The following is a 25,324-nucleotide window of genomic DNA, read 5'->3' as shown; positions in this document are numbered from 1 at the left end:
TTCACTGGAGAACCCACATGATCAAGTCGCGCGCTGCCGTTGCCTTCGAGGCCAAGAAACCCCTCGAGATCGTTGAAGTCGATGTCGCCATGCCCAAGGCCGGTGAAGTATTGGTGCGGGTGGTGGCTTCCGGTGTCTGCCATACCGATGCCTACACGCTGTCCGGCGCCGACCCGGAAGGCATCTTCCCGTCGATTCTCGGCCATGAAGGCGGAGCGGTGGTTGAAGCCATTGGCGAAGGCGTGACCTCGGTGGCGGTGGGCGATCATGTGATCCCGCTGTACACCCCCGAATGCCGTCAATGCAAATTCTGCCTGTCGGGCAAAACCAACTTGTGTCAGGCGATTCGCGCGACTCAAGGCAAAGGTCTGATGCCCGACGGCACTTCTCGTTTTTCCTACAAGGGCCAGCCGATTTTCCACTACATGGGAACTTCGACGTTCTCCGAGTACACCGTGCTGCCGGAAATCTCCGTCGCCAAAATTGCTAAAGAAGCGCCACTGGAAAAGGTCTGCCTGCTGGGCTGCGGTGTCACCACCGGCATCGGCGCAGTACTCAATACGGCCAAGGTGAAACCGGGTGATACCGTGGCCATTTTTGGCTTGGGCGGCATTGGTTTGTCGGCGGTAATCGGTGCCGTAAAAGCCAAGGCTGCGCGGATCATCGCCATCGACATCAACCCGGCCAAATTCGAGATCGCCAAGCAGCTGGGTGCAACCGATTGTGTGAACCCGAAAGACTTCGACCGTCCGATCCAGGAAGTGATCGTCGACATGACCGATGGCGGCGTCGACTTTTCCTTCGAATGCATCGGCAATGTGCAATTGATGCGCGCGGCACTTGAGTGCTGCCACAAGGGCTGGGGTGAGTCGGTCATCATCGGCGTTGCCGGTGCCGGTCAGGAAATTGCCACCCGTCCATTCCAGCTGGTCACCGGTCGCGTCTGGCGCGGTTCGGCGTTCGGCGGCGTGCGTGGTCGTACCGAGTTGCCAAGCTACGTCGAAATGGCCGAGACCGGCGAAATCCCGCTGGACACGTTCATCACCCACACCATGGGCCTGGAAGATATCAACAAGGCGTTCGACCTGATGCATGAAGGCAAGAGCATCCGTTCCGTCATCCATTTCTGAGGTCGGTCATGAGCCTGGAAAATATCTCCTGCCAGAAAAGCTTCGGCGGCTGGCACAAGCGCTATCGGCACCGTTCAGAAGTGCTCGGCTGCGACATGGTGTTTGCCGTGTATCTGCCGCCGCAAGCGGAGCAGGGCGGCAAATTGCCGGTGCTGTACTGGTTGTCCGGCCTGACCTGCACCGACGAGAACTTCATGCAAAAGGCCGGCGCCATGCGCATGGCCGCCGAGTTGGGGCTGATTATTGTGGCGCCGGACACCAGCCCGCGCGGTACGGATGTGCCGGGTGATCCGGAGGGGGCCTGGGACTTCGGACTGGGTGCCGGGTTTTATCTGAATGCCACGCAGGAGCCATGGTCGCGGCACTATCGGATGCATGACTACGTCGTGCAGGAATTGCCGGCATTGGTTGAAGCCCATTTCCCTGCATCGGACAAGCGTGGCATCAGCGGGCACTCCATGGGGGGGCATGGCGCGCTGGTCTGCGCGCTGCGCAACCCGGGGCGTTATCAATCGGTGTCGGCGTTCTCGCCGATCAACAATCCCATGGATTGCCCATGGGGTCAGAAAGCCTTCAGTCGTTATTTGGGTGAAGACCGTTCGAAGTGGCGTGAATGGGATGCCTGTGCATTGATTACCGAGGCTGACGAGCAGTTGCCGCTGCTGGTGGATCAAGGCGATCGCGATGATTTTCTTGCCACCCAGCTCAAGCCTGAAGCCTTGCAACAGGCGGCCAAACTGGCCGGTCATCCGCTGACGTTGCGCCTGCAACCGGGCTATGACCACAGCTATTTCTTCATCGCCAGTTTTATCGGCGATCACTTGCAACATCATGGGCGTGCACTAGGCGCCTAATGATCGACAAAGCAGGTAGAATCACGCCCTGACAAAAATCGGGGCGTTTTTTTATGCGTATTGGCCACGGCTATGATGTGCACCGTTTCGCTGAAGGCGATTTCATTACTCTGGGCGGCGTGCGCATTGCACACGGCTTCGGGCTGCTCGCTCACTCCGACGGTGACGTCCTGCTGCACGCCTTGAGCGATGCCTTGCTCGGCGCGGCCGCGCTGGGTGATATCGGCAAGCATTTCCCGGACACCGACCCGACCTTCAAGGGCGCCGACAGCCGTGTGCTGTTGCGTCATGTCGTCGCATTGATTCATGCCAAAGGCTGGAAAGTCGGCAATGTTGATAACACCATCGTCGCCCAGGCGCCAAAAATGGCCCCGCATATCGAATCGATGCGCGCGCTGATTGCCGCGGATCTTCAAATTGAACTGGATCAAGTGAACGTGAAAGCTACCACCACCGAAAAGCTTGGCTTTGTCGGGCGCGAAGAAGGCATTGCCGTGCACTCCGTTGCCTTGTTGCTGCGCGCATGAACGAATCGCAATTGCTTGGCCCGCGGGCCTATGGTGAGGCGCTTGGTACCGCGGTTCTGAAAGCCACGGCAGAAGATTTTCAGGTCGATGAAGTGCTCGATATCCCCCTCAGCGGTGATGGCGAGCATTTGTGGATCTGGGTGGAAAAGCGCGGACTGAATACCGAGGAAGCGGCGCGGCGTATCGCCAAGGCTGCGGGCGTGCCATTGCGCACCGTCAGTTATGCCGGGCTCAAGGACCGTCAGGCGCTGACGCGCCAATGGTTCAGCGTGCAACTGCCGGGCAAGGCTGATCCTGATTTGGCGGCCGCCGAAAACGACACGCTGAAAATTCTCAAGACCGGTCGGCATAAGCGCAAGCTGCAACGCGGCGCTCATTCGGCCAATGGTTTCACCTTGCGCCTGACTCAATTTGCTGGCGACAAAACGGCGATTGAACAGCGACTGCAACTGATCGCCAAGCAGGGTATTCCCAATTATTTCGGTGCCCAGCGTTTCGGCTTCGACGGCGGCAATGTGGTCGATGCCCGTGCCTGGGCCGCGCGCAAAGCGTTGCCTGAGCAGCGCAACGTGCGCTCGCGTCTGCTCTCTACGGCGCGCAGTTTTTTGTTTAATCAGGTGTTGGCGGCACGCGTCGCCGATGGTACCTGGCAGCAGGCCCAGGTCGGCGATCTGCTGGCCTTCACCGACAGTCGCAGCTTCTTTCCAGCCGGTGAGGCCGAATGCAACGACCCGCGACTGGCGATACTCGATCTGCACCCGACAGGCCCGCAGTGGGGTGAAGGTGACTCGCCGGCGACCGGCGTTGTCCATGTACTGGAGCAGGAAATCGCCGCTCGCGAAGCGGACTTGCGTGATTGGTTGATTAACGCCGGTATGAGCCACGAACGTCGCATTCTGCGGCTGCCCATTGGTGGGTTGACGTGGCATTATCCCGAGCCTGACATTCTGCAACTGGAATTCGTCCTCCCGGCCGGATGCTTTGCCACCGTATTGGTGCGCGAGCTTGTTGATCTGGTGCCGGTGGGGCAGACGGACAGCCCATGCGTATTCTGATTTCTAACGACGATGGGGTAACCGCACCCGGTCTCGCCGCGCTTTATGCTGCGCTGGCGGATTACACCGAATGCGTGGTTATCGCCCCGGACCAGGACAAAAGCGGCGCCAGCAGCTCGCTGACGCTCGACCGTCCGTTGCACCCGCAAACTCTGGCCAACGGCTTTATCAGCGTGAACGGCACTCCCACCGATTGTGTGCACCTGGGCCTGAACGGCTTGCTGGAGCGCGAACCGGATATGGTTGTTTCGGGGATCAACCTGGGCGCCAACCTGGGCGATGATGTGTTGTATTCCGGCACCGTGGCGGCAGCCCTTGAGGGGCGTTTCCTTGAGCGCCCTTCGTTTGCCTTCTCGTTGGTCTCACGACAAGTAGAGAACCTTCCCACAGCCGCCTACTTTGCACGCAAGCTGGTCGAAGCCCATGGCGATCTCGACCTGCCGCCGCGCACGGTACTGAATGTGAACATTCCCAATTTGCCGCTGGACCATATTCGCGGTATTCAGCTGACCCGCCTCGGGCATCGCGCACGGGCCGCGGCACCCATGAAAGTGGTCGACCCCCGCGGCAAGTCCGGTTACTGGATCGCCGCCGCCGGGGATGCTGAGGATGGCGGCCCGGGCACCGATTTCCATGCCGTCATGCAGGGTTATGTTTCTATCACCCCGCTGCAACTGGATCGCACCTTCAATGATGCCTTCAGTAGTCTCGATGGCTGGTTGGAGGGGCTGCGCTAATGTCTCGTGAACAAGACGATATGCTGCGTCGCGGCATCGGGATGACCTCTCAACGGACCCGCGAGCGCCTGATTCAGCGTCTGTATGAAGAAGGTGTTTCCAATGCCAAGGTGCTGGAAGTCATCCGTCGTACACCGCGTCACCTGTTTGTCGACGAAGCGCTGGCCCATCGTGCTTACGAAGACACGGCATTGCCTATCGGGCACAACCAGACCATTTCCCAGCCCTACATGGTGGCTCGCATGAGTGAGTTGCTGCTGGAGGCAGGTCCCTTGGACAAGGTGATGGAAATCGGCACGGGCTCGGGCTACCAGACAGCGGTGCTGTCGCAGTTGGTCGAGCGGGTGTTTTCCGTTGAGCGCATCAAGATTTTGCAGGACCGGGCCAAGGAGCGCCTGGTGGAGCTGAACCTGCGCAACGTGGTGTTTCGGTGGGGCGATGGCTGGGAGGGCTGGCCAGCGCTGGCGCCTTACAACGGCATCATCGTCACGGCAGTGGCCACCGATGTGCCTCAGGCGTTGCTCGATCAGTTGGCACCGGGTGGGCGGCTGGTGATCCCGGTCGGCTCCGGCGAGGTGCAACAGCTGATGCTGATCATTCGCGAAGAACAAGGCTTTTCCCGGCGGGTTTTGGGGGCGGTGCGTTTCGTGCCATTGCTCAACGGGCCACTGGCCTGAGCATTTGTTTTGGCGCGCTGAATTCTCTTCGATTGGCCGTGTCTTACAGCGGCATCGATTGGTTAAACGGTATTTATCGTCAGTCAGCAAACGTGTGCGCGTCGCGATTTCGCTTCATTAAAGGTAAAGCCTGTTCGGCCCGTTATACTTGCGACATCTCGAGCCGGGACACGGCAAACCACAATTTCAGCCACCACATAGGGAGCGGCGGGTGAGTCTCACAGTCATTGCGCAGCGTATGAGTACAACGAGCTTTCAGCGCCTGGTGACTGGCCTTGTCTTGAGCACCTTGCTGGTCGGTTGCTCCAGCACCAAATCGAGTAGCGTCGGTGTCGTCGATCGCAATAACGCTACGCCCCAACGTCCGGCAGTGACCACGGGTCAGTATGTCGTTCGGCCAAAAGACACCCTGTTCTCGATCGCTTTTCGCTACGGCTGGGACTACAAAGCCCTCGCCGCACGGAACAACATTCCTACGCCCTACACGATCCATCCGGGTCAGATAATTCGCTTCGATGGTCGCACCGGATCAACGCCGACAGCGGTGACCAACGCATCCGATTCGGCGCCTTCGTCGTCGAGTAAAACCACGATAATCCGACGCCAGGCGAATGGCGCAACTACGACGACAACGGTGGTTGCACCGTCCGTCGCCAGCAAGCCGGCACCCGCTCCATTGCCGCCTGCGGGACCGGCCCCGACCGGCTGGGGATGGCCATCTAATGGCATTCTGATTGGAAAATTCTCTTCAAACGGTAGTTTGAATAAAGGAATTGATATCGCCGGAGATTTGGGACAGCCTGTTTTAGCTGCGTCTGATGGGACGGTGGTATACGCCGGGAGTGGCTTAAGGGGCTACGGCGAATTAGTCATCATCAAACACAGCGATACCTACGTTAGTGCCTACGGACATAACCGCAGGCTGTTGGTTCGGGAGGGGCAGCAGGTCAAGGTCGGACAGACAATTGCCGAAATGGGGTCAACGGGTACAGACCGGGTGAAACTGCATTTTGAGATTCGCCGGCAAGGTAAACCTGTAGATCCGCTGCAATTCCTGCCACGTCGTTGATTTGTTAGCCAGCCTGTTCCGTCACGTAGAGGGAACAGGCTCCAGCGTTGCCAAGGATAAAGGCGCCGCTTGAGCTTGAGGTCGAACTCACCAAAGGACTATAACAATGGCTCTCAGTAAAGAAGTGCCGGAGTTTGACATCGACGATGAGGTTCTCCTGATGGAGACCGGCATCGGGACGGATTCGATGTCGAATGATGAAGGGGCAGCTCCACCTTCCGTTCGTGCCAAATCCAAACACTCCGCTTCGCTAAAGCAGCACAAGTACATCGATTACACGCGGGCACTGGATGCCACGCAGTTGTACCTCAATGAAATCGGCTTTTCCCCATTGCTCTCCCCGGAAGAAGAAGTTCATTTTGCGCGCCTGTCGCAAAGTGGCAATCCGGCCGGGCGCAAGCGCATGATTGAAAGCAACCTGCGGCTGGTGGTTAAAATCGCCCGGCGTTACGTCAATCGTGGGCTGTCGCTGCTGGACCTGATCGAAGAGGGTAACCTCGGCTTGATTCGGGCAGTGGAGAAGTTCGACCCTGAACGCGGCTTCCGCTTTTCGACCTACGCAACCTGGTGGATTCGTCAGACCATCGAGCGCGCGATCATGAATCAGACCCGGACCATCCGGTTGCCGATCCATGTGGTCAAGGAGCTTAACGTGTACCTGCGGGCTGCACGGGAGCTGACTCAAAAGCTCGATCACGAACCCTCACCCGAAGAAATCGCCAACCTGCTGGAAAAACCGGTGGGCGAAGTCAAGCGCATGCTTGGCCTCAACGAGCGGGTTTCTTCGGTCGACGTCTCGCTGGGTCCGGATTCGGATAAAACCCTGCTGGACACCCTGACTGATGACCGTCCAACCGACCCTTGTGAGCTGCTGCAGGATGACGATTTGTCCCAAAGCATCGATCAATGGCTGTCGGAGCTGACCGACAAGCAACGCGAAGTGGTGGTGCGTCGCTTCGGCTTGCGGGGGCACGAGAGCAGCACGCTTGAAGACGTAGGCCTGGAGATCGGCCTGACCCGGGAACGGGTCAGACAGATTCAGGTGGAAGGCCTGAAGCGTCTTAGGGAGATTCTCGAGAAGAACGGCCTGTCGAGCGAGTCGCTGTTTCAATAGGCGCCAGGCTTGACCGGTAGTAAAAGACCCCGACTGGTTCGGGGTTTTTTATTGCCTGGGGGTTTGCCGCAAGTTTGTAGTCTTGCGTTGTAAGTCTTTGCTTACTCTTTCGTAAGCGTTCGTTATTTTTACAGGGCGCTAGTCGTCCATTTTCCTACAGCATCAAATCTATCTATTTGATGTGTATGCCTATTTTTTAAAGTTAAGAGCATGTGACAACAGGTTTTCCTGATCCGGGTCGATTGCTCCTGGTAAGGAAGTCTCTACTATCTGAACTGTGTCGACGGACAGACACGCCTTTCAAGGATGAAGGGAAAGGACATCACAGGAAGTGATTCATCAGGACGATGAAAAGGAATACAGGGAATAGGGAAAAAATGTGGGCGGGTCGAACCGCCCCTTTTTTTGCCTGCAAAAAAGCAAAAAGGCCCTCGTGGGGCCTTTTATCGGAACGCGGGGGTAATCAGCGTTCGAGGTCTTTGAGCTTACTGCCTACAGATTTGTTGATGATGCGATCAAACTCGTCTGCATCAGGCAACGATTCTTTCTTCTCGGTGATGTTCGGCCAGATTTCGGCCAGTTCCACGTTCAGCTGAATGAACTCCTCCATGCCGGCAGGCACTTCATCTTCGGAGAAGATGGCCACGGCAGGGCATTCGGGTTCGCACAATGCGCAGTCGATGCACTCATCCGGGTGAATCACCAGGAAGTTCGGGCCTTCGTAAAAGCAGTCCACCGGACAGACTTCTACGCAGTCGGTGTACTTGCACTTGATGCAGTTGTCGGTGACGACGAAGGTCATTTCTAATTTTCTCCTCAGGCGGCGGCAGCGGAGCCCCTTCACGTTGGGGTCGCCAGGTTTGGGAGCGATAGTCTGCTGGTCAGGCTATAAGCCAGCAGCATCCCAAACCGCGCGAGATTCTAACAGCTTGCAGGCAAGTGCGTTAGATCCGTGTCTTTAGTGTATAGAGCATTTCGAGCGCGCGACGCGGTGTCATGTCGTCCAAATCAAGTTTGGCCAGATCATCCAGCACCGGATGCGGCAGGCTGGCGAACATGTCACTCTGTTGCGGCGCGGCCGGTTTGCCTTTGGCAGTCTTGGGAACTTCATGAGGCAAGGCGGTCGCTTCCAGCCGGCCCAGGTGTTCGCGAGCGCGCACGATCACTTCGCTCGGCACACCGGCCAACTGCGCAACCGCAAGGCCGTAGCTCTGGCTGGCAGGCCCTGGCAGCACGTGGTGCAGGAACACGATGCGTTCGTTGTGCTCGGTGGCATTAAGGTGCACGTTGGCCACCAGCGGTTGCGCCTCCGGTAGCACCGTCAGCTCGAAGTAGTGGGTGGCGAACAGCGTATAAGCCCGCAGATGCGCCAGGTGTTCGGCCGCAGCCCACGCCAGGGACAGACCGTCAAAGGTGCTGGTGCCGCGACCGACTTCGTCCATCAGCACCAGGCTGCGCTCTGTGGCGTTGTGCAGAATGTTCGCGGTTTCGCTCATTTCGACCATGAAGGTCGAACGGCCGCCCGCCAGGTCATCACTGGAGCCGATCCGGGTGAAGATCCGGTCCACCAGCGACAGTTCACAACTGGCCGCCGGCACGAAGCTGCCGATGTGCGCCAGCAACACGATCAGCGCGGTCTGACGCATGTAGGTGGATTTACCGCCCATGTTCGGACCGGTGATCACCAGCATCCGCGTGTTGTCGTCGAGGCTCAGGTCGTTGGCCACGAACGGCGTGCTCAGCACTTGCTCGACCACCGGGTGACGACCCTGGGTGATACGCATGCAGGGCTCGTCGACGAAACGCGGGCAGTTCAGGTCGAGGTTCAGCGCTCGTTCGGCCAGGTTGCTCAGTACGTCCAGTTCGGCCAGCGCAGCGGCGGTGTCCTGCAGCGGTGGCAATTGGGCGATCAGGTCTTCGAGCAGCGCTTCGTAAAGCATTTTCTCGCGGGCCAGGGCACGGCTCTTGGCCGACAGCGCCTTGTCCTCGAACGCCTTGAGTTCCGGGGTAATGAAACGCTCGGCACCTTTGAGCGTCTGGCGACGGATGTAGTCGGCCGGCGCGGATTCGGCTTGCTTGCTTGGCAGTTCAATGAAGTAGCCATGAATGCGGTTGTAACCGACCTTCAGGTGCGACAGGCCCGTGCGGGCTTTCTCGCGTGCTTCCAGATCAATCAGGAACTGCCCGGCGTTTTCGCTGAGCGATTGCAGATCGTCGAGTTCGCTGTCGTAACCGGTCTTCAACACGCCGCCGTCACGGATCACCGCAGGCGGGTTGTCGATGATGGCTTTTTCCAGCAGCGCCGCCAGTTCCGGGTAAGTGCTGGTGGTCTTGGCCAGTTGAATGATGTGCGGTGCTTCCAGCTCGGTCATCGCCACTTGCAACTCAGGCAAAGCGCCCAGTGCATCGCGCAGACGAGCGAGGTCGCGAGGGCGGGCGTTGCGCAAGCCGATCCGCGCCAGAATCCGCTCGATGTCGCCGATTTCCTTGAGCTGCGGTTGCAGCTTTTCAAAGCGGTAGCCGTCGAGCAGGCACGTGATCGAGGTCTGGCGCGCCAGCAATACGGTCAGATCCCGCAGCGGACGATTCAGCCAGCGGGTCAGCAAACGGCTGCCCATGGCGGTCTGGCAGCGATCGACCACCGATTGCAGGGTGTTGTCGCGGCCACCGGCCAGGTTGGTGTCCAGTTCCAGGTTGCGACGGCTTGCGCCGTCCAGCACCACGGTGTCATCCAGGCGCTCATGGCGCAGGCTGCGCAAATGCGGCAGGGCGGTGCGCTGGGTTTCCTTGGCGTAGCTGAGCAGGCAACCGGCGGCACCGATGGCCAGGGTCAGGTTCTCGCAGCCAAAGCCTTTAAGGTCCTGGGTCGAAAACTGCTGGCACAAACTTTTCAGCGCCGAGTCGCGCTCGAAATCCCACGGCGCACGGCGACGAACCCCTCGACGTTTTTCCGCCGGCAGGTCTTTTGGCCAATCATCCGGGATCATCAGCTCTACCGGATTGACCCGCTCCAGCTCCGCCAGCAGGTTTTCCCAACCCTTGATTTCCAACACCGTGAAATTGCCGCTGGTGATGTCCAGCACGGCCAGGCCGAACAGGCGCTCGTCACCCAGCACCGCGGCGATCAGATTGTCCCGACGCTCATCCAGCAGCGCTTCATCACTGACCGTGCCCGGCGTGATGATCCGCACTACCTGACGATCCACCGGCCCTTTGCTGGTGGCCGGGTCACCCACCTGCTCACAAATCACCACCGACTCGCCAAGCTTGACCAGTTTCGCGAGGTAACCTTCCGCTGCATGGTAAGGAATCCCACACATCGGAATCGCCTGGCCGGCAGACTGCCCGCGAGCGGTCAGGGTGATGTCCAGCAACTTGGCGGCTTTCTTCGCGTCTTCATAGAAGATCTCGTAGAAGTCGCCCATGCGGTAGAACATCAACTGATCAGGGTGCTGGTTCTTCAGACGCCAGTATTGCTGCATCATCGGGGTGTGGCTGGAGAGGTCCATATTCAAAGGGCTTTGCTCTGTTTGTCGATATGACAATGGTCAAACATCTAATAGTACAGGGATTTATTCGCCATTGTCGGAGGCTCATCGATGACGGTTTCCCTCGGGCGCGGGTAGCGCGCCGTCATCGTGGCGTAGGCATTGTCTTGTCTAGATGGCGCTTGAGGCGATTGAGCTTTCATGTTTCCTTTCAAGCCAGAGTTGCGAGCGGCGTCGGCCGAAATTGCGCAACGGCGTTTCTACAAACTTGAATGATACTTCCGACAGCAACAAAGTAGCCGTCATGGCAATGGCGGTTGCGATGACTTTAGCTGGCTCGGTTGTTAGTTCGGAAACTCCGAAGTTCAAACACAGCTCTCGTGTGATGGCGAACATCGGAAAATGAATAAGGTAAATAGAGTATGATCTTGAACCTATATAAACCAGCGTGTTTTTGATTCGCCCGGAATCACCAGTAAAGTTTCTGTTGGCTGAGCACATAAAAATTACCAGGCCGGCACTCGCAGCGACGAGTCCCATGTAGTAGGGGCTGAGGCTGATTTTCGATAGCAGTACAGGCATTGGCAAAGCAACCGCAAAGGCGATCTGCCAATGGAGTTTTTTTCCGTAGCTAAAGATATTGTTTATTGCTGCACTTCTGTAATGCCAGGCAAAAGCGATCAGTGATCCGTATATCAGCGCGTCACTCCTGATGAACCACAGAAGTTCCCCCCATGGTCGAACATGGGTGGACTGGTAGACGGCGAAGGACAGCATCAGTGCAATGACATATTTTCTTATGGAAGAGAAAAAAAGCAATATTGGCAGCACCAGGTAAAACTGCTCTTCAAGCGAAAGGCTCCAGTAGTGCCAGATAGGGGTTGGTTTAGTTGTAAGGTGGGAAGCCCAGATGTAAATATTCTCTACGTTCAAGACTCCATAAATCCAGGAAAGCCTTACATCTTCTTGTGGCCCGAAGGTTTTAGAAACATCGAACACTTCTGAAATTATCAGCGTGACCGTTGCCCAAAGAAGAGCCGCAGGCCATAGCCTGAACAAGCGCCTGATCCAGAACTCTCCGGCGTATGAAATAAATGATTGTTTACTGCTCAGTGACAGGAGCAGGGATGAAGTGATCAAAAAACCTGAAATGCAAAAAAACAAATCAACGCCACCACCAAGCCAGAAGTAACCAGTCCAGCTATCCCATGTTGGATTAAGAAGACCTAGATGAGCGATGATTGTTATTGTTATCGCGTACGCGCGCATGACTTCAATGTCTAAATTTTTCTTCATGTCTTTTGATTTCTTTTCAAAGCCAAGCGGCGTGGTAGCGGAGCGGGTAATTTGGGGCGCGTTATGCAGCATCCATCTACAAAAATCGCAACGGGCGCAAGATTACCATGAGCGGTCCGCCCGACGCAGGCTGGAAGGCGCCGGCGGCGCATTTTCGAAGGATATGCACGTTTTATGCAAAACAGCATTTGTCTTCAGTGAAAAGAACAAGCACTATGCGCGTTATGCAAAAACGCAATGTTTCTACCGTTCTAAGAGCGCTGCTCGATCAGCACGGGATCTCCCCCACGGAGCTTCACCGTCGTACCGGCGTGCCTCAATCCACTCTCTCGCGGATCCTCAGCGGGAAGATCGTCGATCCCTCGGATAAACACATCTCGAAGATCGCCGAGTACTTCGTTGTGAGCACCGATCAGTTGCGCGGGCGTACGGACGTGTCGGCGACCGTCAATACCGGGCGCGATCAATCGCATTCCGAACTCAAGGACATAAGTCTGTGGGACGACGATACGCCCGTCGATGATGACGAGGTGTCGGTTCCCTTTCTTCGCGAGGTTGAATTGGCTGCTGGATCAGGAAGATTCGTCATCGAAGAGAGTGAGCGCTCTAGCCTGCGCTTCGGAAAGCGCAGCTTGCGCCACAACGGCGTGCAATTCGACCAGGCAAAATGCGTAACGGTGCGTGGCAACAGCATGTTGCCGGTGCTGCGCGATGGCGCAACCGTTGGGGTGAACGCGGGCAAGTGCGGGATCGGCGACATCGTGGATGGCGACCTTTATGCGATCAACCATAATGGTCAGCTGCGGGTGAAACAGCTATATCGCCTGCCGACCGGCATTCGCCTGCGCAGCTTCAATCGCGATGAGCATCCGGACGAGGACTACACCTTTCAGGAAATCCAGGAAGAACAGATCGTCATCCTCGGCCACGTTTTCTGGTGGGGCATGTACGCCCGCTAACCTCGCCACCTTCAAATAAAACCCGCCATCGAGCGGGTTTTTTTTCGCCTGTCAAAAACCGCCTGAGCCTTCGTTTGTGGGGTTCTCATGCGGCAGTGCATTTAAAACGCATAAATAAATGCATTTGTGCATTGACTGTATATGCATCCATGCATATTCTTTGTCTCAAGCCGCTCAACAAAGCAGCTCGAAACGAAGCTCTTTAGTTCCACCACAAAGGCAGCGATGAACCGGCCTCAACGGTTCAGAGGGTTGGCAACTGGCCCGGGTGTGCAGCGTAAAGCACCACAAGCAGTGATCCGGCGGGCAGGGACCGCGGTCGGAAAAACTATAGGAATGGATCCGTACCGCGCCAGTAGCGCCGAAAGATCAACGCAGGACCGCATTACTGACATCGCCACACCGGGCGAGTGCGTGAAGCGGCTGTATTCACGCAAGCAGGGATGCAGAAGCGATCAGCATTTGCTGAATATGAAAATCAAGGAGTTTGAATATGTCCCTCTACGCAAAAATCGAATTTGGAATGGTCTCTCAGTTGCTGGAAACCGATCAAGGTCAGCCTGCTGACTCTTTTCCATGGTTTCAATGGGTCGACGTGACAGGTGTCACTGATATCGGGTTGTCTTATCGCGTTTTGTATATGAACGGCGTCTGGACTTTTACCAAGCCAACGGAGCAAGAACTGCGCAACGATGCAGACGCCCAAAAGATGAAGATGCTCAACGAAGCGGTTACTTGGCTGCTAAGTAACCCATTGCACTACAAAGTTGACATCGGTTCTGCCACCCCAACTGATCAGGCGCTGCTGTTGGCATACAAGCAGTACTTTGTGGCTGTGAGTGAAGTCATCAATCAACCCGACTATCCATACACCATCAACTGGCCCGTAGCGCCCTTCTAACTCGCCTCCTCGGCCCATTCAAATACGCAGGACCGCATTACTGAAAAGCCCGTTAATCACCGGGCTTTTTTGGAATGCCTACCTACCGTCAGGCACCTCAAGAGACACCGTTTCAAAGCCCCACTTCTTACTCATCAATCACACCAGGAGGCGTGACATGACAATCGAGCAGCAAGCGTTGCTGGACATGCCGATCTGGCTCGTCATCGTCCTCGCCCTGGTGGGCGGGGTGTCTGGCGAAATGTGGCGCGCCGACAAGGACGGCGCTCGCGGCTGGTCACTGCTGCGGCGCCTGGCCTTGCGCTCCGGGGCCTGCATGATTTGCGGGGTCTCGGCATTCATGCTGCTGTACGCCGCGGGCGTGTCAATCTGGGCGGCGGGAGCTTTTGGATGCCTCACCGCGATGGCCGGGGCGGATGTCGCCATCGGGCTTTATGAGCGCTGGGCCGCCAAGCGGATCGGGGTTTGCGAAGTGCCACCGCGCGACTCTCACTCGGATAAACAGTGATCCTGCATCGCTGTTCGAACGAGGCGACGTGTCTGGATGTCCGGTCATAACGCGCCGTTCCCGATTCGTGCCGGTGACGAATGAACAACCTCGATTTTTATCCTGTCATTGGGTGCCACCATGAATGTTACGCAACACCTCCTTCAAGAGATCATGCCCAACGCCCGCACCCAAGCGGGCGTTTTCATTTCGGCCCTCAACACCGCCATGTCCCGCTTCAACATCAATACCCCGAAACGCATCGCTGCCTTTCTCGCCCAAGTCGGGCATGAGTCCGGGCAACTGCAATATGTACGTGAGTTCGGCAGTGAGCAGTACCTGAGCAAATACGACACCGGCACGTTGGCCGCTCGTTTGGGCAACACCCCCGCGCTTGACGGCGACGGTCAAAAATACCGGGGTCGAGGCCTGATCCAGATCACCGGCCGCGACAACTACCGCCAATGCAGTCTCGGACTGTTCGGCGATGATCGTTTGCTGTTCATCCCTGAGCTGCTGGAAAAGCCCCAATGGGCAGCCGGGTCGGCCGCCTGGTTCTGGGAGCAAAACGGCCTTAACGAACTGGCTGATCACGACCAATTCAACAGCATCACCCGGCGCATCAATGGCGGGTTGAACGGCCTGCAGGATCGCCTGCAACTGTGGGCGCGGGCGAGGGCGGTGTTTTGCAAACCCTCGGTTTGAATCAATCAACACCGGCGGTCGCGCACTGATTGCCTTGCAGGCTTGTCAGGCCTGTATCAGAGCCTTGGTCCCCTCACATTTTGATTGATCCTGCGCCTTGCAAGCGCGATATGCTCGTGTACGGTAGTGCTCATTCCGCTTGCGCTCGCTCAGGAGATGACCGTGAAAGAAATTACCCAACTGGCCGCAGAACTGGGCAGACGCTTGCAGGTGCTCAATGCTCACGTCACGGCTGCCGAGTCCTGTACCGGTGGCGGCATCTCGGAGGCAATCACTCGTATTCCGGGGAGTTCGGCCTGGTTCGAGGCCGGTTATGTCACCTACTCCAATCGGCAGAAAACCCAGCAATTGAATGTGCCGGTGGAGTTGTTTTTGACGGTGGGGGCGGTCAGTCGGGAGGTGGTCGAGGCGATGGTTCGCGGCGCCCAGGAAAAAAGCCGGGCGCATTTTGCCGTGGCGGTCAGCGGCGTGGCCGGACCGGATGGCGGTTCTGCAAGCAAGCCGGTGGGCACGGTCTGGCTGGCCTGGGGCGTCGGTGAGCAGGTGTTCAGCGAGGTGCAGCACTTCCCTGGAAACCGCGATGAGGTCCGCCGACAAACGGTGAAGGCCGCGCTAGAGGGGCTGCTGCGCCATGCCGCCGCAGAAATCTCAAATCAGGGGTAGGCGATCCTGAATCGCTGTGGAATAATACTGGCTACTTATACAGGTGTTGGCCGTCAGGCCTTATTGATTACGTGAGGACTTTAATGGACGACAACAAGAAGAAAGCCTTGGCTGCGGCCCTGGGTCAGATCGAACGTCAATTCGGCAAGGGTGCCGTAATGCGTATGGGCGATCAGGACCGTCAGGCGATCCCATCCATCTCCACTGGCTCTCTGGGTCTGGACATCGCGCTCGGTATTGGCGGTCTGCCAAAAGGTCGTATCGTTGAAATCTACGGTCCTGAATCCTCCGGTAAAACCACACTGACACTGTCCGTGATCGCCCAGGCTCAAAAAGCTGGCGCGACCTGCGCATTCGTCGATGCCGAACACGCGCTCGATCCTGAGTACGCCGGCAAACTGGGCGTCAACGTCGACGACCTGCTGGTTTCCCAGCCGGACACCGGCGAACAGGCCCTGGAAATCACCGACATGCTGGTGCGTTCCAACGCGGTTGACGTGATCATCGTCGACTCCGTGGCGGCACTGGTGCCAAAGGCAGAAATCGAAGGCGAAATGGGCGACATGCACGTCGGCCTGCAAGCCCGTCTGATGTCCCAGGCGCTGCGTAAAATCACCGGTAACATCAAGAACGCCAACTGCCTGGTGATCTTCATCAACCAGATCCGTATGAAGATCGGCGTGATGTTCGGTAGCCCGGAAACCACCACTGGTGGTAACGCGCTGAAGTTCTACGCTTCGGTTCGTCTGGACATCCGTCGTACTGGCGCGGTGAAAGAAGGTGATGAAGTCGTCGGTAGCGAAACCCGCGTCAAGGTCGTGAAGAACAAAGTGGCTTCGCCGTTCCGTCAGGCCGAGTTCCAGATTCTTTACGGCAAAGGCATCTACCTCAATGGCGAGATGATCGACCTGGGCGTGCTGCACGGTTTCGTCGAGAAGTCCGGTGCCTGGTATGCCTATGAAGGCACCAAGATCGGTCAGGGCAAGGCCAACTCGGCCAAGTTCCTGGCAGACAATCCGGAAATCGCCGCGAAGCTCGAGAAGCAGCTGCGTGACAAACTGCTGACCCCGGCGCCGGACGTCAAAGCATCGCCAGTCAAAGAGACTGCTGATGACCTGGCTGATGCTGATATCTGATTGATCCGATGACCGCCGTACTCGATACACTCGTCGCGGTGCGGCGAACCGCAATGGACCTGCTCGCACGACGCGAGCACGGTCGAGTCGAGCTGACGCGTAAACTGCGTCAGCGCGGCGCCCTCCCTGAAATGATCGACACAGCACTCGACCGCTTGACGGAAGAGGGCCTGCTGTCTGAATCCCGTTACCTCGAAAGCTTTGTTTCCTACCGTGCCCGTTCGGGCTATGGCCCTTTACGTATTCGCGAGGAGCTGAGCCAGCGCGGTCTGCAACGAGTCGATATCGAACTGGCGTTGCGCGAGAGTGGTATCAACTGGCAGGAGCAACTGGAGGATACCTGGCGGCGTAAATTTTCCGGGCATCTTCCTATAGACGCTCGGGAGCGTGCCAAGCAGGGGCGCTTCCTGAGTTATCGGGGATACTCCATGGAGATGATCGGTCGCTTGTTCAGTGGCCGGGGAATGGATGATTGATAAAAAATGGCCCGCTATTTCGATAGCGGGCCATTTTTTTTGCCTTACGTCACCTTGGAAGGTTTGCGCGTGAGTTGTTGTGTCTGGGGTTTGGGCTGAGCCCGGTTTTCCGGCAGGTTGATGTAATCCACCAGTTCGCGCAGACGGCCATGATCACGCGCGTTGAAATTGAAGGCCAGTCGCGCCAGGTGGCTGAACTGTGCTTCGTCGTGTTCCTCTTCGTTGTAGGCATGCTGATGAAAACGATCGCTCAGGCACAAGTCGGCAAAGGCCTTCTGCATGTGTTCGAGCGCTTGCTCGCTGAGCCTGTGATTCATGCGAATCACGAACTGACGCTTCAGCCAGCGACTGGAATGGAAGTTGCTGTAGAACTGGTTGATCTGTTCCACCGCCTCTTCGGCGCTGTAGACCAGGCTCACGAGCTTCATGTCGGTCGGCAGGATGTAGCGGTTTTCCTCCAATTGATGGTGAATGAAGTCCAGCGCGCCTTGCCAGAACTTGCCGCCCGGCGCATCCAGCAGTACCACCGGCACCAAAGGGCTTTTACCGGTTTGAATCAATGTCAGTACTTCCAGCGCCTCATCCAGGGTGCCGAAACCACCTGGGCACAGGACTAGCGCATCGGCTTCTTTGACGAAGAACAGCTTGCGGGTAAAAAAGAAGTGGAAGGGCAGCAGATTGGCAGTGCCTTGCACGGTGGGATTGGCATGCTGTTCGAAGGGCAGGGTGATGTTGAATCCCAGGCTGTGCTCCCTGCCGGCCCCTTCGTGAGCGGCCGCCATGATGCCGCCGCCAGCACCCGTGATCACCATCAGGTCGGAGCGCGCCAGCGCCGCCCCCAGTTCTCGGGCCAAACCATACAGCGGGTGTTCGATCGGTGTTCGGGCGGAGCCAAACACGGTGACTTTACGCCGACCCCGGAACTGCTCGAGAACACGAAAGGCGTGCTCCAGTTCGCGCAGGGCTTGAAGGGTGATCTTGGCATTCCAGCGGTTGTGATCTTCCTGGGCCATGCGCAGCACGGTCAGGATCATGTCGCGGTAAATGGGGAGGTTGGGACTGTTGGGTGAAACCAGGTTGAGCTGTTCTTCGACCTTGCTGGTGAGGTCGTGGCCGCTTTCTTCAAAATGACGGCTTAGCAGATCATTCGGTTGGTAAGGCATCAATTTCTCCTTCCATACAGGCTCTGTTTTTCCCTTGGATGAAGGAAACATTCGCACATCAAGACGCGTCGCGGGCGGCCCCTTTCCAGCCCGGAAAAGTGAATGGGAACACTATGAATCTAGACCCTTGCAGAGATTTACGCTGCCTTGATCATTGCGCCGCAAAGTCTTTCCTGGCAATCGCTTATTGACGGTTTGCAAGGTGATTTCACCGCTCGTCTGAACACGAGCCGAGTCTCTGGCGCTCTGATTTACTAAGTTACAGGCGTAACACGACAACTTTGCGTCAAAGGCAGGGCGCGCGGTTCAAGAGATTGAAGGATTTGTTTCGCTCAAGCAGGGCGAGGAGCAGGGAGGCGGGATGTTATGGCCAGAGTCATTCTGGAAATCGATGCGCAACTGTATCGATTACTGAAATCATCGGCCGAGACCCATCATGTGAGTCTCGAAGAGGAGTGCTGTCGGCGTTTAGAGGGAGCCGAACGGCGCTCACGTTACTTGCAGGCATTATTGGCTGAACTGCGCGCCGAGGATGAACAGCGGCGCGCAAATGCTCGTTGATTACTTTTTCTTCACCGGTGTGGCTTTCGGGCAATCCGATTCCTGGAAGCTTGCGGAGCCGATCGGGCGATTGGACTTCACCTCGGCAAAGTCATAACGCATGATCGCGCCCTTTGCCATCAGCTTGCGGAACCCCGGGTTTCTGCAGACGGACGCGCCAAGCTGGAAGTAAACCGCTTTCGGGTCAGACCGCATCTTTTCGGCGTGGCTGCTCTGCACACTCAGGTGGTTGATCAGTACATTGCCTTCGACAGTGTAGCCCTGATCGAGAATGTCCTCGTTGATCGCCCGTGGCGTGCCGACGCTGCTTTGTGCCGCGACATTTTGCAGCTCTTTGTTGAGGTTCTGCTCTTTCAAGGACGCCGCCTGAGCACTGAAGGACGACGCCAGCAAAATGGCAACGGTGGGAACGATAAGGCGCAGCATGAAACTCTCCTGGTTCAGTGACTGGTGCTTCGACCCGCCACATGACTGTGCGTTCAGTGGCGGCGAATTATAGGGGACGAGCTCCAGACGGTACAGGCTTGCACCGACTGCTCTGGTAAACTGGCGCCACTTTTTGCCCTGCCGAGTGTTTTTCGTGTCGATTTACTTCCCTTGCCGGCGTTGCCTGCGATGAACCCCGCAATTTCTCACTTTGCTGCCAACGCTGTGGCCCGCTTGCGCGATATGCGAGAGGAAGAGGGTATCAAGCCGATTCAGGCCCGAGGCTGGCGGGCAGCGCGTTGCCGTGCCTGCCGCGTGATCGAGAGCCACTGCCTGTGCGCCTGGCGCCCGCAGGTCGAGGCGCGTTCTGGTGTGTGCCTGATCATGACCAACAAGGAAGTGTTCAAACCGAGCAACACGGGTTGGCTGATTGCCGATGTAGTGCGCGACAACCATGCGTTTATCTGGTCGCGCACGGAGGTCGATGAACAACTGTTGGCGTTGCTGGCCGACCCGCAATGGCAGCCGTATCTGGTGTTTCCGGGTGAGTACGTCGAGCCCGAGCGTGTCACCAACAGCGTCGACACGGATAGCTCGAAACGTCCGCTGTTCATTTTGCTGGATGCCACCTGGACAGAGGCCCGGAAGATTTTCCGCAAAAGCCCCTATTTTGACCGGCTTCCGATCTTGAGCCTGCTGCCCGAGAAACTGTCACGGTATCGGTTGCGCAGGTCGACCCGCAGCGAGCATTTGTGCACAGCCGAAGTGGCGGCACTGTGTCTGGATCTGGCCGGTGACACTGACGCGGCATCGGCGCTGGACGCTTATTTCGACGTGTTCAGCCAGCATTACCTGGACGCAAAGCATCAGTTGGACATGAATGTGGCAACGCCGGCTCACGCCGACCTGATGCCGTTCGTGCAAAACACGGCCCCGGTCATCTGCTGATTGTCACCCATACTGCAAAGAACTGTACCGGCCAAGCACCTTGACCACCCCGGCTTCGCTGGGCATGCTTGGCGCCGATTAGGGCGCGGCCAGGTTTGATACGCCGAATTCTTGCGTTAGTTAATAGCTACGTGATTGGCGTTGAACGTGCCCTGTTAGTGCAGCTTCGTGGCTGTGCCTTGAGTTGTTTGAAAAACAGGATCATTTGAAAAATGGCCACATACGAAATCCTGATTGCCGATGATCACCCACTGTTTCGCAGTGCGCTGCATCAGGCCGTGACGCTGGGCCTGGGCCCGGATGTTCGGCTGGTGGAAGTGGCGAGCATTGCCGAGCTGGAAGCCCGCCTGGATGAAAAGTCCGACTGGGATCTGGTGCTGCTGGACCTGAACATGCCCGGCGCCTACGGTTTTTCCGGGCTCGTGCTGTTGCGCGGTCAGTACCCGCAAATTCCGGTGGTGATGGTTTCCGCGCAGGAAGAAGCGTCAATCATGGTCAAGTCCCGTGAGTTCGGCGCCAGTGGGTTCATTCCAAAATCCAGCGACCTGAGTGTCATCCAGAAGGCTGTCCGTGCGGTGCTGGACGGCGACGTATTCTGGCCACCTCAAGCCTTTGAAGCGGTCAGTGTTTCCGATGAGGCCAAAGCGGCCAGCGAAGGCCTTGCGAGCCTGACGCCCCAGCAATTCCGGGTGTTGACCATGGTTTGCGAAGGCTTGCTGAATAAACAGATTGCGTACGAGCTGAGCGTCTCCGAGGCGACGATCAAAGCCCATGTCACGGCGATTTTCCGCAAGCTGAATGTGCGGACCCGCACTCAGGCGGCGTTGCTCTTGCAACAACTTGAGTCAATTTCCAGCCACTAAACTATTACATGTTCACGCTTTTTTGACTTTGCTTGATCTAGCGTTCCCATTCCTACCTGGTCAGTTGCCCATTCTATGTCACCTTTCAAAGGCCAAACCGGCCTCAAACGCATCCTCAATGCCTCCGGTTACTCGCTGGATGGCCTGCGCGCCGCCTTCACCGGTGAAGCGGCCTTTCGGCAACTGGTGTTGCTCAACGTTATCCTGATACCGATTTCGTTCTTCTTGAACGTCAGCCGCGTCGAACAGGCGCTGCTGATCGCCGTCTGCCTGTTGGCGCTGATCGTCGAACTGCTGAACTCGGCGGTGGAAGCAGCCATCGATCGCATTTCCCTCGAACTGCACCCGCTGTCCAAAAACGCCAAGGACATGGGCAGCGCAGCTCAATTCGTGGCGTTGAGCATGATCGCGCTGGTCTGGGCAGTCATCCTGCTTTAAGCGATGTTTGGCAGAACGATCTCGTCGCTGCGCTGAACCCCCTCGGTGAACGCGCGGCACAGCTCGAGGAATTCACGCATCGCCGACGTCTGATATTTCTGTTTGTGCCAGATGAAATAAAACTGCCGCGCCAGGTCCAGGTCCGGTGTCTCCACGGGCACCAGGCTGCCACGACGGAACGCATCGCGCAGTGCCAGGCGCGAAATGCAACCGATCCCCAATCCCGACTCCACGGCGCGCTTGATCGCTTCGGTGTGTTCCAGTTCGAGCCGGATATTCAGCGCACTGCGATGGTGACGCATGGCCTGGTCAAAGGTCAGCCGTGTGCCAGAGCCTTGTTCTCGCAGAATCCAGGCCTCGTGGGTCAGTTCTTCCATGGTCGCGGTGCCGCGTTTGGCCAGTGGATGCTGAGGCGCGCAAAACACCACCAGTTCATCCTCGACCCAACTCTGCACTTCGATGTCGGGATGACTGCAATCGCCTTCGATTAGACCCAGATCAATTTCATAGTGGGCAACTTGTTGCACGATATTGGCAGTGTTTTGCACGTGCAGCTTCACCTGGCTTTCCGGGTGGCGCTGCATGAAGCTGCCGATCAGCAGGGTGGCCAGGTAATTGCCGATGGTCAGGGTCGCGCCGACCGCCAGCGAGCCGAACCCGGACTTGCCGTTGAGCAGGTCTTCAATTTCCTTGGATTGATCGAGCAATGCCACGGCCTGTGGCAGCAACTGTTTGCCGAGGGCGTTGAGGCTCAAGCGTTTGCCAGCGCGGTCAAACAACTGGCAGCTGGACTGGCGCTCCAGTTCGGTGATCGAGGTGCTCGCCGCCGATTGTGAGAGGTTGAGCAAGCCCGCAGCACGGGATACGCTTTCCTGCTGGGCGACGGCGACGAAAACTTGAAGTTGACGGAGAGTAAATCGCATATCGATATAACCGATAACCCTTATCTTAATAATCCATTTAACAGATATTGTCTCTGCCTTTAGAATGCGATGCAATTGCGCATATCACTGGCGCAGGCAAAATCTCCAGGAGTCCCACGTACATGAGCAACATGAACCACGAGCGTGTCCTCAGTGTTCATCACTGGAACGACACTCTGTTCAGCTTCAAGTGCACCCGCGATCCGGGCCTGCGCTTCGAGAACGGTCAGTTCGTGATGATCGGCCTGCAACAGCCCAACGGCCGCCCGCTTATGCGCGCTTACTCGATTGCCAGCCCGAACTGGGAAGAGCATCTCGAGTTCTTCAGCATCAAGGTGCCTGATGGCCCGCTGACTTCCCAGTTGCAGCATCTGAAGGAAGGCGACGAGATCATCATCAGCAAGAAGCCTACCGGCACACTGGTGCTGGATGACTTGAAGCCTGGCAAACATTTGTACCTGCTCAGCACCGGTACCGGTCTGGCGCCATTCATGAGCGTCATCCAGGACCCGGAAACCTACGAGCGTTTCGAAAAAGTGATCCTGTGCCACGGCGTGCGTTACGTCAACGAAGTCGCTTATCGCGAGTTCATCACCGAGCACCTGCCGCAGAACGAGTTCTTCGGTGAGGCGCTGCGTGACAAGTTGATCTACTACCCGACCGTGACCCGCGAGCCGTTCGAGAACGAAGGCCGCCTGACCGACCTGATGCGCAGCGGCAAGCTGTTCAGCGACATCGGCCTGCCACCGATCAACCCGCAGGACGACCGCGCCATGCTGTGCGGCAGCCCGAGCATGCTCGACGAGACCAGCGAAGTGTTGAACAGCTTCGGCCTGAAAGTTTCGCCGCGGATGCGCGAGCCGGGTGACTACCTGATCGAGCGAGCGTTCGTCGAGAAGTAAGCAAACGCATCACTAAAAAGCCCCATTGCCCTTGCAGGCAGTGGGGCTTTTTTATGCCCGACGCAATCCCTGTAGGAGCACGGCTTGCCGGCGATGGCGTCCTTGAGTTTGCCATCGCGAGCAAGCTTTGCTCCTACAAGTCAGGTACAGGGATGACTTCGAGAACGCGGATAACCCCTGCTTCGGGGTAATGCCAGCGCACATCCAGGTCCCAGAACTGCGCGCCATATTCCCGCTCGGGTGTAGGAATTTGGTACGCCGGGCGTGGGTCTTGTGCCAAACATTGCTCGATCAACGCTACCAAGGGCTCTTCAAGGCGCTGAGCATGGCCATGAGCCTGTTGCAGCGCGGCATCCGTCCACTGCACGGGGATCAATTGCGGCGCGGCGCTGGCGATGCTGTTGGAGGCGGTGTCGATGATGTCGGCGTAAGGCACGTAGGGTTTGATGTCGAGAATCGGCGTGCCGTCCAATAGATCGATACCGGATATCCACAGGCGATTGGCTTCGACCTTGTCCAGCTTCACCACGGATTGACCAATGCCATTGGGCCGATGCGTGGCGCGGGTGGCGAACACACCCATGGATTTGTTACCGCCCAGACGCGGCGGGCGGACTTTCAGGCGTGGCTTTTCTTCCAGCGCCTGATGGAACACAAACAGCAGCCAAACGTGACTGACCTGTTCCAGGCCCTGCACCGCATCCCCCTGATCAAACGGCGCGACCAGCTCCAGAATACCGCGAGCGGCTGGGGCAAGTTGCGGTTGGCGCGGGATAGCGAACTTCTCCTTGAAGCAGGAGCGCACGAAGCCGATGGGGGAAACGCTGTAGGTCATGATCTGGGTCGAGGCGGGGTGAGGGTGGGCATGATAACCCGAGCGGCCACGGGATCGTTGGTGCCTGTCAGTCCGCAATCGCGGGCAAGCCACGCTCCCACAGGGTTCTCGGGTGTATACACATTTTGTGTACGGCATAAAACCTGTGGGAGCGTGGCTTGCCCGCGAAAGCCGCGCCGCCGATCTAAAGACTGAACCCACCATCCAAAGGAATAATATTCCCGGTCATATACGCCCCCGCCGTACTCGCCAGGCTGATCGCCAGCGCCGCCATTTCTTCCTCCCGGCCCCAACGCTTCATCGGAATCATCGCGGTATCCTGTGCCAGCGCCTGTTCATCGCTGCCAATATGCTGCGTCATCTTGCTCGGGAAACGCCCCGGCGCAATCACGTTGACGTTGATGTGCTGGCTCACCAGTTCCCTCGCGAGAATCCGCGACAGTTGGTGCAGGGCCGCTTTACTCGGGCCGTAGGCATAAGCTTGTTCACCAAAGGAAGAAATCCCGGCCACCGAGCCGATGTTAATAATCCGCGCCGGATTGGCGGCGGAGCCTGCCTTGCGTAACAGTGGCAAAAACTGCTGAATGCAGTTGAACACCGACGTCACGTTGAGCTGCATGACCTTTTCCCAGCCTTTGACCGGGTAGCTTTCCAGTGGTGCGCCCCAAGTCGTCCCAGCGTTGTTCACCAGGATGTCCAGATGGGTGATCTGTTCACCCAGTCGCGTGGCCAACTGAAGCACGCCTTCTTCGGTGGCCAGGTTGGCCGCAATCGCGTGGCAACGACCGAGCACACTCAATTCATCCGCCGTTTGCTGGCAGGCTTCGGCGTCCCGGGCGCAGACATATACCTTCGCCCCAGCCTCGACGTAAGCCTTGGCGATCATTTTGCCGATACCACGGGTGCCGCCGGTTACAAGGGCGGTGCGACCTTGAAGGGAAAAGTACGGGTGCATGGCAAATCCTGAGCGCTTAAGGGTGACTACACCCTA

28 protein-coding genes are annotated in these 25,324 nt (G+C 57.4%); 20 read left to right on the top strand and 8 right to left on the bottom strand.

What is annotated here, in order from left to right; translation table 11 throughout:
* Positions 1-17: 17 nt before the first annotated feature.
* From BMS17_RS08835 to rpoS, 8 genes are all read left to right on the top strand, one after another.
* Entirely contained in the window at positions 18-1,130 is a 1,113-nt protein-coding gene (locus BMS17_RS08835; RefSeq protein WP_046029222.1) for an S-(hydroxymethyl)glutathione dehydrogenase/class III alcohol dehydrogenase, read from the top strand.
* Positions 1,131-1,138: 8 nt separating this feature from the next.
* Positions 1,139-1,984 (top strand): S-formylglutathione hydrolase, encoded by an 846-nt coding sequence (gene fghA / locus BMS17_RS08830; RefSeq protein ID WP_077430790.1) that lies wholly within the window; start codon positions 1,139-1,141, stop codon positions 1,982-1,984.
* A gap of 53 nt (positions 1,985-2,037) precedes the next feature.
* Entirely contained in the window at positions 2,038-2,511 is a 474-nt protein-coding gene (ispF, locus tag BMS17_RS08825; protein ID WP_046029226.1) for a 2-C-methyl-D-erythritol 2,4-cyclodiphosphate synthase, read from the top strand.
* A complete protein-coding gene (gene truD / locus BMS17_RS08820; RefSeq protein ID WP_046029229.1) occupies positions 2,508-3,566 on the top strand; it encodes a tRNA pseudouridine(13) synthase TruD in 1,059 nt (352 codons plus the stop codon). The genes ispF and truD overlap by 4 nt, the downstream gene beginning before the upstream one ends.
* Positions 3,554-4,303, top strand: coding sequence for a 5'/3'-nucleotidase SurE (surE, locus tag BMS17_RS08815; protein WP_046029231.1), 750 nt, complete (start codon positions 3,554-3,556; stop codon positions 4,301-4,303). Before truD ends, surE begins: the two co-directional genes overlap by 13 nt.
* A 41-nt stretch (positions 4,304-4,344) precedes the next feature.
* Positions 4,345-4,980, top strand: coding sequence for a protein-L-isoaspartate(D-aspartate) O-methyltransferase (locus BMS17_RS08810; RefSeq protein ID WP_175649021.1), 636 nt, complete (start codon positions 4,345-4,347; stop codon positions 4,978-4,980).
* A 211-nt stretch (positions 4,981-5,191) separates the two neighbouring features.
* Positions 5,192-6,049 carry a peptidoglycan DD-metalloendopeptidase family protein gene (locus tag BMS17_RS08805; RefSeq protein ID WP_046029233.1) on the top strand — a complete coding sequence of 286 codons (858 nt, stop codon included), beginning with the start codon at positions 5,192-5,194 and terminating at the stop codon, positions 6,047-6,049.
* Positions 6,050-6,155: 106 nt separating this feature from the next.
* A complete protein-coding gene (rpoS, locus tag BMS17_RS08800; protein WP_077430789.1) occupies positions 6,156-7,163 on the top strand; it encodes an RNA polymerase sigma factor RpoS in 1,008 nt (335 codons plus the stop codon).
* Between the two features lie 463 nt (positions 7,164-7,626).
* On the opposite strand, the gene fdxA is transcribed toward rpoS, so the two are convergent.
* From fdxA to BMS17_RS08785, 3 genes are all read right to left on the bottom strand, one after another.
* Positions 7,627-7,965 carry a ferredoxin FdxA gene (fdxA, locus tag BMS17_RS08795; protein WP_077430788.1) on the bottom strand — a complete coding sequence of 113 codons (339 nt, stop codon included), beginning with the start codon at positions 7,963-7,965 and terminating at the stop codon, positions 7,627-7,629.
* A 142-nt stretch (positions 7,966-8,107) separates the two neighbouring features.
* A complete protein-coding gene (gene mutS / locus BMS17_RS08790; protein ID WP_175649020.1) occupies positions 8,108-10,672 on the bottom strand; it encodes a DNA mismatch repair protein MutS in 2,565 nt (854 codons plus the stop codon).
* A 150-nt stretch (positions 10,673-10,822) separates the two neighbouring features.
* The gene (locus tag BMS17_RS08785) at positions 10,823-12,019 is read right to left on the bottom strand and encodes an acyltransferase (RefSeq protein ID WP_077430787.1); all 1,197 of its coding nucleotides are present in this window, start codon (positions 12,017-12,019) and stop codon (positions 10,823-10,825) included.
* A 152-nt stretch (positions 12,020-12,171) separates the two neighbouring features.
* Here BMS17_RS08785 and BMS17_RS08780 point away from each other — a divergent pair, with 152 nt between their 5' ends.
* The 7 genes from BMS17_RS08780 to recX all read left to right on the top strand — a co-directional run bounded on the left by BMS17_RS08780 (position 12,172) and on the right by recX (position 17,274).
* The gene (locus BMS17_RS08780; protein ID WP_046029632.1) at positions 12,172-12,906 is read left to right on the top strand and encodes an XRE family transcriptional regulator; all 735 of its coding nucleotides are present in this window, start codon (positions 12,172-12,174) and stop codon (positions 12,904-12,906) included.
* A gap of 493 nt (positions 12,907-13,399) precedes the next feature.
* Positions 13,400-13,807, top strand: a complete 408-nt coding sequence (locus BMS17_RS08775; protein ID WP_046029240.1) for a tail fiber assembly protein — start codon at positions 13,400-13,402, stop codon at positions 13,805-13,807.
* A 157-nt stretch (positions 13,808-13,964) separates the two neighbouring features.
* Positions 13,965-14,315 (top strand): phage holin family protein, encoded by a 351-nt coding sequence (locus tag BMS17_RS08770; protein ID WP_046029242.1) that lies wholly within the window; start codon positions 13,965-13,967, stop codon positions 14,313-14,315.
* Between the two features lie 120 nt (positions 14,316-14,435).
* On the top strand, positions 14,436-14,999 hold the full coding sequence (locus tag BMS17_RS08765) for a glycoside hydrolase family 19 protein (RefSeq protein ID WP_046029635.1): 564 nt from the start codon (positions 14,436-14,438) through the stop codon (positions 14,997-14,999).
* Positions 15,000-15,161: 162 nt separating this feature from the next.
* Entirely contained in the window at positions 15,162-15,662 is a 501-nt protein-coding gene (locus BMS17_RS08760; protein ID WP_077432172.1) for a CinA family protein, read from the top strand.
* Between the two features lie 83 nt (positions 15,663-15,745).
* Positions 15,746-16,798, top strand: coding sequence for a recombinase RecA (gene recA / locus BMS17_RS08755; RefSeq protein WP_046029245.1), 1,053 nt, complete (start codon positions 15,746-15,748; stop codon positions 16,796-16,798).
* An 8-nt stretch (positions 16,799-16,806) separates the two neighbouring features.
* Complete coding sequence (recX, locus tag BMS17_RS08750) at positions 16,807-17,274, top strand: recombination regulator RecX (protein ID WP_046029246.1); 468 nt, start codon at positions 16,807-16,809, stop codon at positions 17,272-17,274.
* 44 nt (positions 17,275-17,318) lie between these two features.
* Here recX and BMS17_RS08745 read toward each other — a convergent pair whose 3' ends face one another.
* The gene (locus BMS17_RS08745) at positions 17,319-18,437 is read right to left on the bottom strand and encodes a TIGR00730 family Rossman fold protein (protein ID WP_046029248.1); all 1,119 of its coding nucleotides are present in this window, start codon (positions 18,435-18,437) and stop codon (positions 17,319-17,321) included.
* Positions 18,438-18,803: 366 nt separating this feature from the next.
* Between BMS17_RS08745 and BMS17_RS08740 the strand changes: the two genes are divergently transcribed.
* The gene (locus BMS17_RS08740) at positions 18,804-18,998 is read left to right on the top strand and encodes a hypothetical protein (RefSeq protein WP_046029250.1); all 195 of its coding nucleotides are present in this window, start codon (positions 18,804-18,806) and stop codon (positions 18,996-18,998) included.
* On the opposite strand, the gene BMS17_RS08735 is transcribed toward BMS17_RS08740, so the two are convergent.
* Positions 18,999-19,424: a PA3611 family quorum-sensing-regulated virulence factor gene (locus BMS17_RS08735; RefSeq protein ID WP_077430786.1), complete on the bottom strand. Its 426-nt coding sequence runs from the start codon at positions 19,422-19,424 to the stop codon at positions 18,999-19,001.
* A gap of 189 nt (positions 19,425-19,613) precedes the next feature.
* On the opposite strand from BMS17_RS08735, the gene BMS17_RS08730 reads away from it, so the two are divergent.
* The 3 genes from BMS17_RS08730 (at position 19,614) to BMS17_RS08720 (ending at position 21,673) form a co-directional block, all read left to right on the top strand.
* Entirely contained in the window at positions 19,614-20,372 is a 759-nt protein-coding gene (locus BMS17_RS08730) for a tRNA-uridine aminocarboxypropyltransferase (RefSeq protein WP_077430785.1), read from the top strand.
* 212 nt (positions 20,373-20,584) lie between these two features.
* Entirely contained in the window at positions 20,585-21,235 is a 651-nt protein-coding gene (gene erdR, locus BMS17_RS08725; RefSeq protein WP_046029256.1) for a response regulator transcription factor ErdR, read from the top strand.
* Positions 21,236-21,310: 75 nt separating this feature from the next.
* Positions 21,311-21,673 (top strand): diacylglycerol kinase, encoded by a 363-nt coding sequence (locus BMS17_RS08720; protein WP_046029258.1) that lies wholly within the window; start codon positions 21,311-21,313, stop codon positions 21,671-21,673.
* Here BMS17_RS08720 and BMS17_RS08715 read toward each other — a convergent pair.
* On the bottom strand, positions 21,670-22,596 hold the full coding sequence (locus BMS17_RS08715) for a LysR family transcriptional regulator (RefSeq protein WP_046029261.1): 927 nt from the start codon (positions 22,594-22,596) through the stop codon (positions 21,670-21,672). The two genes, BMS17_RS08720 and BMS17_RS08715, sit on opposite strands and share 4 nt — an antisense overlap.
* Before the next feature lie 122 nt (positions 22,597-22,718).
* On the opposite strand from BMS17_RS08715, the gene fpr reads away from it, so the two are divergent.
* Positions 22,719-23,498: a ferredoxin-NADP reductase gene (fpr, locus tag BMS17_RS08710; RefSeq protein WP_003443014.1), complete on the top strand. Its 780-nt coding sequence runs from the start codon at positions 22,719-22,721 to the stop codon at positions 23,496-23,498.
* A gap of 133 nt (positions 23,499-23,631) precedes the next feature.
* Here the strand turns inward: fpr and tsaA are convergent, their stop codons facing one another.
* Entirely contained in the window at positions 23,632-24,333 is a 702-nt protein-coding gene (tsaA, locus tag BMS17_RS08705; RefSeq protein ID WP_046029264.1) for a tRNA (N6-threonylcarbamoyladenosine(37)-N6)-methyltransferase TrmO, read from the bottom strand.
* 184 nt (positions 24,334-24,517) lie between these two features.
* Positions 24,518-25,288 (bottom strand): SDR family oxidoreductase, encoded by a 771-nt coding sequence (locus BMS17_RS08700; protein ID WP_077430784.1) that lies wholly within the window; start codon positions 25,286-25,288, stop codon positions 24,518-24,520.
* Positions 25,289-25,324: the final 36 nt, after the last annotated feature.

The sequence above is a fragment of the Pseudomonas sp. C9 genome (genome assembly GCF_002000165.1).
Classification (GTDB): Bacteria; Pseudomonadota; Gammaproteobacteria; order Pseudomonadales; family Pseudomonadaceae; genus Aquipseudomonas.
This window is presented reverse-complemented; position numbering and strand designations above follow the sequence as displayed.

Excerpts from the sequence above, each read along its gene's own strand:
- BMS17_RS08835 (WP_046029222.1), top strand. The coding sequence starts at position 18 with ATGATCAAGTCGCGCGCTGCCGTTGCCTTCGAGGCCAAGAAACCCCTC.
- fghA (WP_077430790.1), top strand. The coding sequence starts at position 1,139 with ATGAGCCTGGAAAATATCTCCTGCCAGAAAAGCTTCGGCGGCTGGCAC.
- ispF (WP_046029226.1), top strand. The coding sequence starts at position 2,038 with ATGCGTATTGGCCACGGCTATGATGTGCACCGTTTCGCTGAAGGCGAT.
- truD (WP_046029229.1), top strand. The coding sequence starts at position 2,508 with ATGAACGAATCGCAATTGCTTGGCCCGCGGGCCTATGGTGAGGCGCTT.
- surE (WP_046029231.1), top strand. The coding sequence starts at position 3,554 with ATGCGTATTCTGATTTCTAACGACGATGGGGTAACCGCACCCGGTCTC.
- BMS17_RS08810 (WP_175649021.1), top strand. The coding sequence starts at position 4,345 with ATGACCTCTCAACGGACCCGCGAGCGCCTGATTCAGCGTCTGTATGAA.
- rpoS (WP_077430789.1), top strand. The coding sequence starts at position 6,156 with ATGGCTCTCAGTAAAGAAGTGCCGGAGTTTGACATCGACGATGAGGTT.
- fdxA (WP_077430788.1), bottom strand. The coding sequence starts at position 7,965 with ATGACCTTCGTCGTCACCGACAACTGCATCAAGTGCAAGTACACCGAC.
- mutS (WP_175649020.1), bottom strand. The coding sequence starts at position 10,672 with ATGGACCTCTCCAGCCACACCCCGATGATGCAGCAATACTGGCGTCTG.
- BMS17_RS08785 (WP_077430787.1), bottom strand. The coding sequence starts at position 12,019 with ATGCTGCATAACGCGCCCCAAATTACCCGCTCCGCTACCACGCCGCTT.
- BMS17_RS08780 (WP_046029632.1), top strand. The coding sequence starts at position 12,172 with ATGCAAAAACGCAATGTTTCTACCGTTCTAAGAGCGCTGCTCGATCAG.
- BMS17_RS08775 (WP_046029240.1), top strand. The coding sequence starts at position 13,400 with ATGTCCCTCTACGCAAAAATCGAATTTGGAATGGTCTCTCAGTTGCTG.
- BMS17_RS08770 (WP_046029242.1), top strand. The coding sequence starts at position 13,965 with ATGACAATCGAGCAGCAAGCGTTGCTGGACATGCCGATCTGGCTCGTC.
- BMS17_RS08765 (WP_046029635.1), top strand. The coding sequence starts at position 14,436 with ATGAATGTTACGCAACACCTCCTTCAAGAGATCATGCCCAACGCCCGC.
- recA (WP_046029245.1), top strand. The coding sequence starts at position 15,746 with ATGGACGACAACAAGAAGAAAGCCTTGGCTGCGGCCCTGGGTCAGATC.
- recX (WP_046029246.1), top strand. The coding sequence starts at position 16,807 with ATGACCGCCGTACTCGATACACTCGTCGCGGTGCGGCGAACCGCAATG.
- BMS17_RS08745 (WP_046029248.1), bottom strand. The coding sequence starts at position 18,437 with ATGCCTTACCAACCGAATGATCTGCTAAGCCGTCATTTTGAAGAAAGC.
- BMS17_RS08740 (WP_046029250.1), top strand. The coding sequence starts at position 18,804 with ATGGCCAGAGTCATTCTGGAAATCGATGCGCAACTGTATCGATTACTG.
- BMS17_RS08735 (WP_077430786.1), bottom strand. The coding sequence starts at position 19,424 with ATGCTGCGCCTTATCGTTCCCACCGTTGCCATTTTGCTGGCGTCGTCC.
- BMS17_RS08730 (WP_077430785.1), top strand. The coding sequence starts at position 19,614 with ATGAACCCCGCAATTTCTCACTTTGCTGCCAACGCTGTGGCCCGCTTG.
- erdR (WP_046029256.1), top strand. The coding sequence starts at position 20,585 with ATGGCCACATACGAAATCCTGATTGCCGATGATCACCCACTGTTTCGC.
- BMS17_RS08720 (WP_046029258.1), top strand. The coding sequence starts at position 21,311 with ATGTCACCTTTCAAAGGCCAAACCGGCCTCAAACGCATCCTCAATGCC.
- BMS17_RS08715 (WP_046029261.1), bottom strand. The coding sequence starts at position 22,596 with ATGCGATTTACTCTCCGTCAACTTCAAGTTTTCGTCGCCGTCGCCCAG.
- fpr (WP_003443014.1), top strand. The coding sequence starts at position 22,719 with ATGAGCAACATGAACCACGAGCGTGTCCTCAGTGTTCATCACTGGAAC.
- tsaA (WP_046029264.1), bottom strand. The coding sequence starts at position 24,333 with ATGACCTACAGCGTTTCCCCCATCGGCTTCGTGCGCTCCTGCTTCAAG.
- BMS17_RS08700 (WP_077430784.1), bottom strand. The coding sequence starts at position 25,288 with ATGCACCCGTACTTTTCCCTTCAAGGTCGCACCGCCCTTGTAACCGGC.